The 13,282-nt window shown below is 46.2% G+C and carries 13 protein-coding genes; 5 read left to right on the top strand and 8 right to left on the bottom strand.

Going from position 1 to position 13,282, the window contains the following annotated elements; translation table 11 throughout:
• Positions 1–7: 7 nt before the first annotated feature.
• Positions 8–1,120 carry an efflux RND transporter periplasmic adaptor subunit gene (locus tag EKO24_RS20370; protein ID WP_127028807.1) on the bottom strand — a complete coding sequence of 371 codons (1,113 nt, stop codon included), beginning with the start codon at positions 1,118–1,120 and terminating at the stop codon, positions 8–10.
• A 218-nt stretch (positions 1,121–1,338) separates the two neighbouring features.
• Here EKO24_RS20370 and EKO24_RS20365 point away from each other — a divergent pair, with 218 nt between their 5' ends.
• The 3 genes from EKO24_RS20365 (at position 1,339) to EKO24_RS20355 (ending at position 5,664) form a co-directional block, all read left to right on the top strand.
• Positions 1,339–2,814, top strand: coding sequence for an ATP-binding protein (locus EKO24_RS20365; RefSeq protein ID WP_241674729.1), 1,476 nt, complete (start codon positions 1,339–1,341; stop codon positions 2,812–2,814).
• On the top strand, positions 2,811–4,163 hold the full coding sequence (locus tag EKO24_RS20360; RefSeq protein WP_127028805.1) for a sigma-54-dependent transcriptional regulator: 1,353 nt from the start codon (positions 2,811–2,813) through the stop codon (positions 4,161–4,163). Before EKO24_RS20365 ends, EKO24_RS20360 begins: the two co-directional genes overlap by 4 nt.
• A gap of 172 nt (positions 4,164–4,335) precedes the next feature.
• Complete coding sequence (locus tag EKO24_RS20355; protein ID WP_127028804.1) at positions 4,336–5,664, top strand: hemolysin family protein; 1,329 nt, start codon at positions 4,336–4,338, stop codon at positions 5,662–5,664.
• 270 nt (positions 5,665–5,934) lie between these two features.
• On the opposite strand, the gene galU is transcribed toward EKO24_RS20355, so the two are convergent.
• The 6 genes from galU to htpX all read right to left on the bottom strand — a co-directional run bounded on the left by galU (position 5,935) and on the right by htpX (position 11,051).
• Entirely contained in the window at positions 5,935–6,816 is an 882-nt protein-coding gene (gene galU, locus EKO24_RS20350) for a UTP--glucose-1-phosphate uridylyltransferase GalU (protein ID WP_143733268.1), read from the bottom strand.
• A 132-nt stretch (positions 6,817–6,948) separates the two neighbouring features.
• A complete protein-coding gene (locus EKO24_RS20345) occupies positions 6,949–7,731 on the bottom strand; it encodes an alpha/beta fold hydrolase (protein ID WP_127027010.1) in 783 nt (260 codons plus the stop codon).
• Positions 7,731–8,450 (bottom strand): DUF445 domain-containing protein, encoded by a 720-nt coding sequence (locus EKO24_RS20340; RefSeq protein ID WP_127027009.1) that lies wholly within the window; start codon positions 8,448–8,450, stop codon positions 7,731–7,733. Before EKO24_RS20340 ends, EKO24_RS20345 begins: the two co-directional genes overlap by 1 nt.
• Positions 8,447–9,784, bottom strand: coding sequence for a dihydrolipoyl dehydrogenase family protein (locus EKO24_RS20335; protein ID WP_127027008.1), 1,338 nt, complete (start codon positions 9,782–9,784; stop codon positions 8,447–8,449). The genes EKO24_RS20340 and EKO24_RS20335 overlap by 4 nt, the downstream gene beginning before the upstream one ends.
• Before the next feature lie 74 nt (positions 9,785–9,858).
• Positions 9,859–10,089, bottom strand: coding sequence for a DUF2835 domain-containing protein (locus EKO24_RS20330; protein ID WP_127027007.1), 231 nt, complete (start codon positions 10,087–10,089; stop codon positions 9,859–9,861).
• An 86-nt stretch (positions 10,090–10,175) separates the two neighbouring features.
• The gene (gene htpX, locus EKO24_RS20325) at positions 10,176–11,051 is read right to left on the bottom strand and encodes a protease HtpX (RefSeq protein WP_196240043.1); all 876 of its coding nucleotides are present in this window, start codon (positions 11,049–11,051) and stop codon (positions 10,176–10,178) included.
• 114 nt (positions 11,052–11,165) lie between these two features.
• On the opposite strand from htpX, the gene EKO24_RS20320 reads away from it, so the two are divergent.
• Both EKO24_RS20320 and EKO24_RS20315 read left to right on the top strand, forming a co-directional pair.
• On the top strand, positions 11,166–12,293 hold the full coding sequence (locus EKO24_RS20320) for a PQQ-dependent sugar dehydrogenase (RefSeq protein ID WP_127027006.1): 1,128 nt from the start codon (positions 11,166–11,168) through the stop codon (positions 12,291–12,293).
• Positions 12,286–12,885: an NUDIX domain-containing protein gene (locus EKO24_RS20315; RefSeq protein ID WP_127027005.1), complete on the top strand. Its 600-nt coding sequence runs from the start codon at positions 12,286–12,288 to the stop codon at positions 12,883–12,885. Before EKO24_RS20320 ends, EKO24_RS20315 begins: the two co-directional genes overlap by 8 nt.
• A 75-nt stretch (positions 12,886–12,960) precedes the next feature.
• On the opposite strand, the gene EKO24_RS20310 is transcribed toward EKO24_RS20315, so the two are convergent.
• Positions 12,961–13,266 carry an integration host factor subunit beta gene (locus EKO24_RS20310; RefSeq protein ID WP_006893893.1) on the bottom strand — a complete coding sequence of 102 codons (306 nt, stop codon included), beginning with the start codon at positions 13,264–13,266 and terminating at the stop codon, positions 12,961–12,963.
• Between the last annotated feature and the right edge of the window lie 16 nt (positions 13,267–13,282).

Here is a 13,282-nt window from a genome sequence, read left to right as displayed (position 1 = left end):
CCCCCGCTTAATCGATACTACTGGAAGACATGGTTTTAGCTAAATCAACATAAACAGGCGCTATTTTGCTGCCGTTTCTTGCGTTTTCGACGCCTTCAAACACGATTTTATCGTCTTTGCTTAAACCGGATTCCACCGCATAAAAATCCGGCAGCCGCATTTTGAGAATGATATTTCTTTGCTCTAGTACACTATCTTGGTTGACTACGTAAACATAAAGCTTGTCTTGAATTTCAAAAGTTGATTTTTGAGGAATCAGTAAAGCATTTTTAAGTTGTTTATTTACAATAATTTTGCCATTCGATCCCTGTTTTAAAAGCCCCTCTGGATTTGGAAATCTTGCCCTGAACGCAATATTACCTGTTGCGCGATCAAATTCACTTTCAATCATCTCTATTTTTCCTTCGTAACCATAGAGCGCATTATTGACGAGCTTTAAACTCACTGTTTTGGTCTTTTTTTCTCCAACGGCAATGTAATTGAGATAATCTGTTTCCGATAGATTGAAATAAGCAAACACCTCCCGGCTGTCAGATATAGAGGTCAACATATCGCCTTCCGCTATCAAACTGCCCACTTTATTCGGAATACGGTTGATAATGCCGTTGAAAGGCGCCTTTATTTTTGAAAATGAAAGTCTTAAGGCAGCCTGCTCTTTATGTGCCAGCGCTTCTTCCTCATTGGCTTTTAATGCATCCACTTTTGCTTTTATCGCATCAAGCTCGGTCTTGGAGACAATGTTTTTTTCTACCAACAGCTTCACGTTTTTTAATTCAACTTCAGCTATTTCCACATCTGCCATAGCATTCTTATAAGCGGCATTAGCTTTTTGCAACTCTTTTTCAAGTGTTAGAGAGCTAATCGCAAATAACAGCTGTCCTTCCTTTACCGGCTGACCTTCATCTACATAGGCTTTTTCAATGTAGCCTTTAAGTTTGCTTCTTACCTCTACATACTTCAACGAATGAATTTCGGCTACATATTCTTTACTGTAGGTGGCGTCTTTTACTATAGGATTTACTACGGCATGACTATCGTCGAACTTATCGGGTTCTTTTTTTGTGTTGCAGGATGCAGTGATCAAGCAGAATGCAATAAACAGTATTTGGCTGGTTTTCATTTTAAGTAATTAGGCTAATTAAATTTCTGCCCCCATCGCATGAGTTGTTGTTAACAGCACGGCCAGTTAATGGGCTTTCTGTTCACGAAATAGCAATAATCAAGCCAAGTCGCTATAAAAACAATACCTTATATTTCTTATAGTTAGCTAATCCGTTAAGTTTGGCTTTTTTATACAGCCGTTGCTTTTTGCAACATAACGGTGCAGAATCCAGCATTATGTCGATCATCTATAAATTAACGTTATCCCTGTTTGCCTTATCTTTGCTGGTTTTCGGCATCTATGGAACGTATCAGCTTCGAACCGAAGCACAAGATTTGCGCGATGATGTTGAGAAAGAAACACGCTTATTAGCTTACAGTTTGCTCGTTTCAGTCGAAAATGCCTTACGGGATCGGCAAACTGAAGACGTGCAAGAACTTTTGCAACAAATAGAACGCCTAAAGCCTTCTATTGACGTTCGTATCTACATTCAAAATCACATTGTGATCCGTTCGGGTGCGGAAAGCTTGGCATGGCCGGAAAAGGTCGAGCAGACTTTACAGCAAACTGCCCTTGACGGCGAAATGAAACAATATTATTTCCCCGCCGATAAACCTGACTTCCTGGTACTGTCCCTGCCTTTTAATAAGATTTCAGCTGCTATGCCGGGCAACTTGGCTATCGTGCGATCATTACAAAAAATGAAAGAAGATTTAAGTAAAACTAAGACTTATATCCTTTGGTCTTTTTTTTCTTTCGTTGTATTTACCTCCCTGCTCTGTTTATTTTTAGGCCTTGTTTATATTTCCCGGCCGCTACGGGAGCTTCGTCAAGCCATGTTGGCTTTCAGGAACAGCCGGGAACCGCCGGAGCCTTTACCGGTAAGCGGCAAGGACGAACTTGCTTCCGTGAGGCAGGAATTTAACCGGATGACTGCCGAGCTATTTTCGGCTTACCGTCGACTTGATGCCGAAACACAACACAGGCGGCAACTACAACGGGCGTTACAAGACGCGGATAAATTGATTACGATCGGTCAGTTATCGGCAGGGCTTGCGCATGAAATCGGTTCCCCGTTGCAAATTGTCAACGGCAGAGCAAGAGCGCTCGCAAAATGCAACGACGATTATGATGAGGTTCGCCGCATTGCCAATATATTGGTCGACCAAACCGACCGTATCACGCGAATTGTCCAGCGCCTGCTGGAATTCGCGCCCCGTCATCCGGCCGAGCCGATGAACTGCGACGTCATCGCGGCTATCGCTGAAGTGATCGATATGCTGGGTTTTGAAGCGCGGCGTCAAGGCGTGACAATGACGTTTGTCCACCCTGAAATACTGCCGTTGGTATCGCTCAACAAGGATAGCGTTCAACAGATCGTTTTAAACCTGCTCACTAACGCGTTAGCGGCCATTGACAACACAGGAGCGATAACCATTGAGTTGTCCCGGACTTCGCTTAGCTATGCCGATCAAACAATTCCGGCACTAAAGCTTACCGTAGGCGATACCGGAACGGGCATTGCCCCGGAACACCTATCCCAACTGTTTGAACATTATTTCACGACCCGCGGCAGACAAGGCGGCACCGGCCTCGGTTTAGCCGTAGTCAAGACCTTGGTGACCGAAATGGGCGGCAGCATCGCGGCGGAATCGGAACAGGGAAAAGGCAGTCTGTTTATTATTCACTTGCCATGGAGAAAATTCTTATGACGATAACAAGCGCCCGGCTTTTAGTGATCGATGACGATCCCGGTGTTGTCGATTATCTAATCGACATGTTACGGCAGGCTGATTATTCGGCCGTTGGCTGCACAGACACTGCCAAAGCGCTTGAGGCTATCGAAACCGAATCCTTTGACCTGGTGATATCCGACATCATCATGCCTGGGATGCGCGGCCTGGAATTGATGGCCGCTATACACCATAAACGGCCTGAACAGTTGGTGTTGCTAATGACCGCTTTCGGCAGCATTGATTTAGCGATGCAAAGCATGCGCGCCGGCGCTTGCGACTTTTTAACCAAGCCTTTTCGTATTGAAGAACTTTACGCCGCCGTGGCCGGCGCGCTTGAAGACCGGCAAATGCGGCGCACGGCTGTCAAAATCGGCTTTACCGGCGATAAAAATAGCAAAGCCTGTGCTTTTATAACCCATAGCCCGTGCATGCGGCAATTGATCAGCCTGGCAAAACGGGCCGCGGCGGTCAATTCCACGATACTCCTGACCGGCGAAAGCGGCACCGGCAAAAGCTCGGTGGCCCGTTGGCTTCATGACAACAGCCAACATCATTCAGGGCCTTTTATCGCCCTTAATTGCGCCTCGTTGCCGCACAGTTTAGTGGAAAGCGAATTGTTCGGAGTTTGTAAAGGCGCGTTTACCGATGCGGCCAAAGACAGGCCCGGACTGTTTTTACAAGCCGATTCAGGGACATTATTTCTTGATGAAATTGCCGAACTGCCTTTAGAAATACAACCCAAGCTGCTGCGGATCTTGGAAACCGGAAAAATCCGCGCATTGGGCGATACCAAGGAAACCAAGGTTAATGTCCGATTGATTGCCGCAACCCACCAGCCGTTGGAGCAGCGCGTCAACGACAAACAATTTCGCTCCGATCTATATCACCGATTGAATGTGATCAGCCTTGAAGTGCCACCGTTAAGAGAGCGCAAGGAAGATCTTGACGAATTAACCAAGACCTTAATCGACAGCATTTGCTTACGCCTTGGCAAACAGGGGCCGGTCAATATTTCGGTGGAAGTCTTACGCTGGATTCGAGCCTATCATTGGCCGGGCAATGTCCGGGAGCTTGCCAATACCTTGGAGCGGGCTATCGTGCTTGCCGAACATGACACGCTTTTGCTGGAAGATTTGGCGCAAGCATCAAAAATACCGGTCAACGATAAGAATTTCCTGGACTTGGCAATGACGCAAGGCTGGACGCTGGAAGATATTGAACATGCTTATATTCGCCATGTTTTGGAAGTAACCGGCGGCAATAAAATCCAGGCCTCCCGGATACTCGGCCTGGACCGCAGCACTTTATACCGCAAATTGGGATAGTGCCCGCTCAAGGCGATGTCCAATAAATATACCCGGCATATCCGATTTTTTATTCACCACGAAAACACGAAGTTTATGTTTTTTCTTCGTGTCTTCGTGGTGAGAGAAAATGCGTAATTCGGATATGCTCATTTCATGGAAATAATCTTATGAGGGCTAATGGAGTAATCAGATGACGGATTTTTACACAAACATAGTCCTTATACTGTTGTTGATAGTGATAAACGGTTTTTTTTCCATGTCGGAAATGTCCGTCGTCTCATCAACTAAAGCACGGCTGCAAAAATTAATCTCAGAACGGCGTTGGGGGGCTAAAGCCGCGCTTGCGCTGCACGACAAGCCAACACATTTCTTATCGACGGTGCAAGTCGGCATTACCGCGGTCGGAATTTTGAGCGGGGCATTGGGCGAGGAGGTGTTGCGCACCCCTTTGCATGAGGCGATTTTAACAGTCGCATTACTGGCGCCCTATGCCGAAACGCTGGCTTTAATCCTGACAGTCAGCGTAATTACCTACTTTTCAGTGGTGCTTGGAGAACTCGTGCCTAAACATTTGGCTTTGCAAAATCCTGAAGCTATCGCCGCCACGATTGCAAAACCGATGCAAGGCTTGTCATTATTGGTAAGGCCTTTAGTTTGGCTACTGTCCGCCTCCAGCCATGTGTTGCTCAGGTTGTTGAGAATGCACCGAACCCAAGAGTCCGGCGTCTCCGATGAAGATATTCGCATCATGATGGAAATGGGTTCCGAATCCGGCGCATTCCATGCTAGCGAAAGCCAATTAGTCAATAATGTCATGAAAATGGATGGCGTGCGTGTCGGGGCAATTATGGTTCCTCGTCAAGAAATTTATACGCTCGACCTCTTGGAGGAAGCCGATAAATTACGCAGTAAAATCGAAAGCTGTCCTTATAATCAAATAGTCGTCTGCCGGGGCGGATTTGAAAATGTACTGGGAATTCTGCATTGCGGCGAGTTGCTGAAAGTAATGCTGAGCAATCCTGAATTCAACATTGAAAAGGAGTTAAGGCCGCTGTTTTATGTTCAGGAAACGATGACGCTGACATGCCTGCTCAGTCACTTTCGGGAGGCCCAATCGGATCTGGCACTGATTGTGAACGAATACGGCGACATAGAAGGACTTGTAACTGTGATGGATATACTCATCGCGATTGTTGGCGAACTTCCTTCTATTTTTCCTAAATCCGGTTTTGAAGTGACGCAACGGCCTGACGGTTCGTGGTTGATCGATGGCGATATATCCATTACCCAGCTTAAATCGGCCATCGGCATAAACGGTCAATTTCCAGGCGAATCGAGCAATGCGTACCACACCTTAGCCGGAATGATTTTGTTTAATTTGGAAAGGCTTCCCCAGTTGGCGGAAATTTATGAAACCGAGGCTTGGCGCTTTGAAATCGTCGACCTGGACGGTTCACGGATTGACAAGGTTTTGATTAGCCCGAATTTAACATCGCAAAATGAAGATCAATCGGCATGACATGATTGCCTGATCGAGCGATTGAACGCTTTATATTGGCGTTGCCGCTGAAACCGGAGTCCTGCCGCTTGAGAACATACCATTTGCTTAGATTAGGAAGATTTATGACGAACACGCAAACAGAAGGAAATGCAATGGTCGAGCTTTAACCGAATATTGAACCGTATGTTTGCATAGGACTAACCCGGTTATTCCGGCGCCCCGGCAATGGCTTTGCCGGGGTTGTGCTTGTTTCAGACGATAAATCCGTTTTTACAAATTGACTTAAACTTAATCAAGAGCCAGATTCTTTAAATAATCCCTGAAATCGCCCTTCAACTCGTCATGCATCAAACCGTGCTCAACGGTTGCTTGCAGATAGCCGAGCTTTGATCCGCAATCATAACGTTTACCTTCAAATTCATAAGCCAGCACCTGCTCGTCAGTCATTAACGATGCGATAGCATCGGTTAACTGGATTTCGCCGCCGGCGCCGCGTTCTGTCGTTTCGATTTTTTCGAAAATCGCAGGCGTTAAAATATAGCGCCCGACTACGCCAAGGTTTGACGGAGCACGCTCAGGAGCCGGTTTTTCGACAATCAATTCAACCTTGCCTACCGACGGAGAGACTTCTGTCGTTTTAACGATACCGTACTTGTCGGTTTCTTGCGCATCCACTCGCTCAACACCTAATATGCTGCACTGATTTTTGCCGTATTGTTCGACCATTTGCGCCATGCAGCCATCGCCGTTACGGTTAGTGATCAAGTCATCGGCCAAGATAACGGCAAACGGTTCATCGCCAACCACCGACTTGGCGCAAAGTACAGCATGCCCCAATCCCAAGGCTTCCGGCTGGCGAATAAATACGAAAGACACGTTTGGCGGCACCATCGCCCGGACCATTTTTAATATTTCAGTCTTGCCGCGAATAGCCAGCTCATTTTCCAACTCATAAGCTTTGTCAAAGTGATCCATGATGACGTTTTTGGTTCGGCCGGTGACGAAGATCATCGTATCGACGCCCGCCGCTACCGCTTCTTCAACGCAATACTGGATCAAGGGTTTGTCCACAACCGGTAACATTTCTTTAGGGCTGGCTTTAGTTGCGGGTAAAAACCGGGTTCCAAGACCAGCAACCGGAAAAACAGCTTTTTTTATTTTTTTATTCATTTAAAACACTCCAATAATACCGATTTAAAAACCAAATCCTGCTCACAGCATTTGGCTATCCCTGCCCTTCAAAAAGAGCAATTGCAACTATTTAACAGTCAGAAAAATAAAACCCGAAAAACCAATAAGTAGTTACGTTTGTTCAAGAACTAAAAATTTTTCAACCAGTGCAATAAACTGATCCGGTTGTTGTACATGCAGCCAATGGCCGGCATTAGCTACGATGCTGAAAGCCGCTGTTGGAAATAATAAGTTAATATCTTCCGGCTTAACGAATGCTGAATCGCCTCCGGCAATAAACACGGCCTTGCCGTTAAATGGCGCTAAATGATCGGCCGCGGGAAAAGCGGCTATATTCGGCCCCATCCGTTCAAAAATATCCAAATCAACCCGCCAGCAATATTTACCGTCTTTCAAGATCAGGTTTTGCAACAGAAACTGGCGATAACTGAGTTCGGGTATGCGCGACACCAATAGCGTTTCGGCTTGTTTGCGATTGCTTATTTCAGCCAGCGGCAACTCTTTTAACGCTGAAACGGTGTTGTCGAAATTGTGTTGGTAGCTGACCGGTGCAATATCGGCCACAATCAATTTGTCTACCCGTCCGGGATGCTTAAGCGCCAGCCACATGGCTATTTTTCCACCCATGCTGTGGCCCAATAGATTGGCTGTTTTCAAGCCGTTGTCATCCATGAATTGCAACACATCCGCCGTCATGGACGGATAATCCATTAACGGATGATGCGGCGATGCGCCGTGATTGCGCATATCCGGTACATAAACATGAAAGCGGACAGCCAGTCTTTGAGCTACTTGCCGCCAGTTCCGCGAGGAAGCAAAAAAACCGTGCAGGATAATCAGCGGCCTGCCGGCCGGATCGCCGAACTCATCAAAGGCCAGTTTTACAGTTTCCATCAGGCGAAAACGAACAGTGCGCCCATCAAGCCGCCGAAAACACCGCCCCAAACGACCAACCAGCCCAGGTGTTCGCGAATGATGGCCTGAACCATTTCCTTAACCAGTTGCGGCGTTAATTCACTGAGGCGTTTATCGATGACCGATTCGATTTTACCGACAATATCGCCGCCGATTTTGTGCGCATCCAAACCGTGCTTTAACGCCTCTTTAAACCGGTCGGACTCGACCATCTCAGCCAGGGTGATTTTCATTTTTTCGGTAAACGGTTCTTTTAAAGGTACCAACGCTTCTTCGCCGCCCATCATCATCAACATGCCGCCGAAAGAAGAACCCATAATCGAAGCCACTAAACCTTCATAAATCTTGTCATAATTGACTGCATCCAACAAAGGTTCCATGTTCAACAAGTTTTTGCCTTGTTGCTCTTCGTTTTCAATAAACTGTTCGATGTTTTGTGCGGTAAAGAACTGCTCCATCATCAACTGCTTGATCGATAGTTTAAATTCTTCAAACCGGTCCGGTATAACGCCGGAACCATATAGATAAGGCACTTTCTCAAACAGCATATGAATGGCCAGCCAATTGGTTACAGCACCTGACAAAGCAAAAAATCCAACGGATTTGATGAATGCTGACGAGCCAATGTAGCCGATAAAAATAATAATAACTGCGAGAAAATTGGTAACAACACTTTTGTTTTGTAATTGTTCTTTCATCGTTTCCTAACAAATAAGTCAGTAATAGTTCCTTCCAGCATTTCAGCCGAAAAGCCCAGGGTTTCAGATAAAGTGGGATGCGCATGTACTGTTAATGCCAAATCTTCGGCACCGGCCCCCATTTCCAACGCTAACACCGCTTCTGCAATTAATTCGCCAGCATGGGTACCGACGACACCGGCGCCTAGGATGCGGCCGGTTTGTTTGTCGCTCAGCAATTTAGTCACGCCCATCCATGCTATTTCAGGGTCGGTATAAGCAACGGAAGGAATGGTCAATGCCCGCCACTCGGTCGCCATACCGGCAATGACTTCAGCCGCTATTTTACCTTCATGCGTCGCTTTATGCGCCAACATTGGATTTCCGGTTACATCGCCGATTGCGAAGATATGTTTTACATTAGTACGCTGCTGTTTATCGACGCGGATAAATCCACGCTGATCGACATTAACACCGGCTTTGTCGACATCGATTAAATGGCCGTTGGGCCGCCTGCCTACTGCAACCAGCACTTTATCGAATAGGTCGATTTCGGGTACATTTTTGTCTTGATCGTCTGGGATCGCGCGGTCGAAGCTGACTTTTAATCCTTCCGGCAACGCTTCGATACTTTTTACTTGGGTTTCCAGGAAAATATTATCGTATTGTTTCTTGATCCGCTGCATCAACGGCCTGACCAGATCTTTGTCGCAGCCGGGGATAATCTGGTCCTGCATTTCTACAACGGTGATTTTACTGCCCAGCGCGTTATAGACAGTCGCCATTTCCAGTCCGATGATGCCGCCGCCGATAATCAACAGTTTTTGCGGAATACTTTCAACATTGAGCGCATCGGTTGAATTCATTAACCGGGGATCATCATTAGGAAATGACGAAATTTTTACCGGCTGCGAACCTACCGCAATAATAGCCTGTTTAAACTCTATCGTTTGGCTATCATCGCCATCTTCAACAACGACCTGAGTGTCGGAAATAAACCGTCCAACGCCTTTTACGACCGTCACGTTGCGTTGCTTGGCCAGCGCCGCCAAGCCTGTAGTCAGCTGGGAAGCGATGTTATTTTTCCAGCTACGCAGTTTTTCAAGATCAATATCAGGTTCGGCAAACCCGATCCCGGCAGCACTGAGCTCTTTCGCTTCATTCAGTACCGCAGCTACATGCAGCAGGGCTTTTGACGGAATGCAACCAACATTTAAACAAACGCCGCCTAAAACCGGATAACGCTCAACCAACGTGACTTGCTTACCTAAATCGGCCGCTCGAAACGCTGCTGTGTAGCCTCCTGGACCGCCTCCCAGCACTAAAACTTCTGTTTTCAATTGCGCACCTTCAATATAAATAGAACACGGACGGCACGAATTAGACGGATCAGCACTGTTAAAAAATCCGTTTAATTCGTATTTGATTTTTAGCTCAGTTTTTTAATACTGACGAATTTGTTTTCGGACGTTAATTCCATTTCAAAATATCCGTTGATGCCCTGCTTGGTCAGGAAAGGCTGTATTCGTCCTGCCGGAAAAGCGATCCTTCGGCCGTCATCGGCAATAACGGATACATTTTTGGCAATGCCTTGATAGACCTTCAGATATTGGTCGTATGACAATTTTATTGTAAAGCGGATGGTTTGATGTTGGGTCATGTTGAATTCACCACGAAAACACGAAGGACATGAAAAAATAAAACTTCGCGCTCTTCGTGTCTTCGTGGTTATACGTTTTTTATCAATTAACGGCTGTTTTGCAACGCGGCAATACGCTCTTCCAATGGCGGATGGCTCATGAACAATTTGCTCACACCGCCGCCGTTAATGCCGAAAGCCGCCAACTGACCCGGCAAGTCTTCCGCTTCGTGTCCACGCTGCAAGGCGCGCAAGGCTCCGATCATTTTTTCACGTCCGGCCAAGTTGGCGCCGCCAGCATCGGCCTTGAATTCCCGGTAGCGGGAGAACCACATGACCAACATGGAAGCTAAAATTCCCAAGACGATTTGAGCCGCCATTTGCGTGATGTAATAAGCCGGGCCGTAACCGCGCTCGGTTTTAAATACAACGCGATCGACAACATGGCCAATCACTGTCGCGAAAAAATAAACGAAGGTATTTACCACGCCTTGCATTAGCGCCATCGTCACCATATCGCCGTTGGCAACATGGCTGATTTCATGACCGACGACAGCTTCAACTTCATCGGCATTCATGTTGTGCAGCAAACCGGTGCTAACCGCTACCAACGCACTGTTTTTACTCATGCCGGTAGCGAATGCGTTGGCATCGGGCGTATCGAATATACCGACCTCCGGCATGCCTATACCGGCTTGCCTGGCTTGTCTGGCGACGATGTCAATCAGCCAACGCTCGGTTTGGTTTTGCGGCTGTTCAATCACATAAACTCCCATCGCTTTTTTTGCCGACCATTTAGACATCGCTAATGAAATAACCGAACCTGTCATACCGATTATTGCCGACATAACTAGCAGAGCATTCAGATTAAGATCGATACCCTGAGCATCGAGAGCGCTGCTTAAACCTAAAACATTAAAAATAATACTGACAACAACCAATATCGCCGCATTGGTTGCAATAAAAAGAAAAATGCGCATCATATGTTTGAGCCTTTGATAAGTTAAGGTTTGATCGATATGGGGGTTGAATAACATATTCCAACCCTTCTTAAGGGTGCTAATATAACTTAAAGTTTATAAATGGAGGGGATTCTTATGCATATTGTAAAAGTAATATTGTTTGCCTCGTTTTTAGCTAATCCCTGTTTAAGCTTTGCCTTACAAGAAAGTCACCAGAACATTCTAAAGCAACTGCATGTCCCCGCCGGTTTCAGTATCTCTGTCTTTGCCGATAATCTGCCCAATGCGCGCAGTTTAGCTTTAGGCGATAACGGGATAGTATTTGTTGGCACCGGAGCCGGTGATTCGGTTTATACGGTGCAAGACAGCGATAACAATGGCATAGCCGACAAACGCTTTATCATCGCTAACCGTTTATTTATGCCCAACGGCGTTGCTTATAAAGACGGCTCGCTCTATGTAGCCGAAATCAATCGCATTATCCGTTTCGACCGTATCACGCAGCAATTAGCCAATCCGCCAAAACCTGTCGTAATTTACGATCAACTCCCATCGGAAGAACATCACGGCTGGAAATACCTGCGTTTTGGTCCCGATAATAAGCTGTACACGGCAATTGGGGCACCTTGTAATATTTGTGAACCGGGGAAAACGATCTTTTCCTCTTTGGTCAGGTTAAATGCCGACGGTACCGGTAGCGAAATTCTTGCCAGAGGTATCAGAAGCTCAGTTGGCTTCGACTGGCAACCGGAAACCAATGCTTTGTTTTTTACTGACAATGGCCGCGATTATTTGGGTGATGATTTGCCGCCTGACGAGCTTAACCAATGGACAGCTACCGGCGAACATTTCGGTTTTCCTTATTGTCACGGCGGAGATATTCTTGATTCCGAGTTTGGCACAGGAAAAAACTGCCGCCAATTCACCGCGCCGGTTTGGAAGTTCAAAGCGCATGTGGCTCCGTTGGGAATGCATTTTTATCGGGGCGAACGATTCCCGAAAGAATTTAAAAACCAGTTGTTTGTTGCAGAGCACGGTTCATGGAACCGGTCAATACCTCAAGGTTATAGAGTCGCATTAATAAAGTTCAATCAAGGCAAGCCGGTCTCTGAACAGGTATTTATCGATGGCTGGCTGACCAAAGATCACACTGTAATTGGGCGTCCGGTTGATATTCTGGAAATGCCCGATGGCAGTTTATTAATCAGTGACGATGCGCTTGGCATCATTTATAAGGTTGAATACAAAGGTAATAATGGATAAACAATTTGAAATCATAAACAAGGAAACCGTTTACCAAGGTTTCTTCCGTCTGGAAAAATATCGACTTAGACACACATTGTTTGCCGGAGGATGGAGCAGCGAAATAACTCGCGAGTTATTCATGCGCGGCAGCTGCGTTGCGGTTTTGTTATACGATCCCGATGCCGATAAAGTAGTATTGATCGAGCAATTCAGGGTCGGCGCAGTTTCAAACCCTGATAAGGCTTGGCTGGTGGAAATCGTTGCAGGAGCGATCGAAGAAGACGAAATTGCCGAACAAGTTGCTTACCGGGAATCGATGGAAGAAGCAGGCTGTGAAATTCAACAATTAATGGTCATCAATAAGTTTTATACCACACCGGGAGGTTCTTCCGAATGGATCACACTGTTTTGCGGCAAAGTAGATAGCTCTGAAGTAGGGGGCATTCACGGCTTGGATCACGAGGATGAGGATATATTGGTACGCGCCGTTGATTTTGACGAGGCATATCAGATGTTGGAGAACGGCGAGATAGAATCGGCGATCCCGATTATTGCTATCCAATGGTTGGCATTGAATAAACAGAAACTCAAACAGGAATGGGGAGTATAGAAAAGGGGTTAAAGCTTTTTCAGATTATTGAAAGGCTCTGCAATTAAACATTGCAGAGCTTCAATGTATTAACAATTAATCGACTATCTTACATTTTTCACGTGAAGCATCCACTCGATCACGCAATTCCTTACCAGGTTTAAAATGAGGCACATGTTTTTTTGATAATGCTACAGATTCACCTGTTTTAGGGTTACGTCCCATACGAGGAGGACGCAAATGTAGCGAGAAACTACCAAATCCCCTAATCTCGATTCTTTCACCGGAAGATAACGCCTGATTCATTTGTTCGATGATGCATTTTACCGCTATTTCTACATCTTTCTGTGCCAAATGAGGCTGATGCTTGGCAAGCGCTTCAATTAATTCTGATTTTGTCACATTCTATCCTGCGAAA

It is taken from the genome of Candidatus Methylobacter oryzae (assembly GCF_003994235.2).
In the GTDB taxonomy this organism is placed as follows: domain Bacteria; phylum Pseudomonadota; class Gammaproteobacteria; order Methylococcales; family Methylomonadaceae; genus Methylobacter_A; species Methylobacter_A oryzae.
Note: the sequence above shows the minus strand (reverse complement) of the source record. Positions and strands in the feature narration are given on the sequence as shown.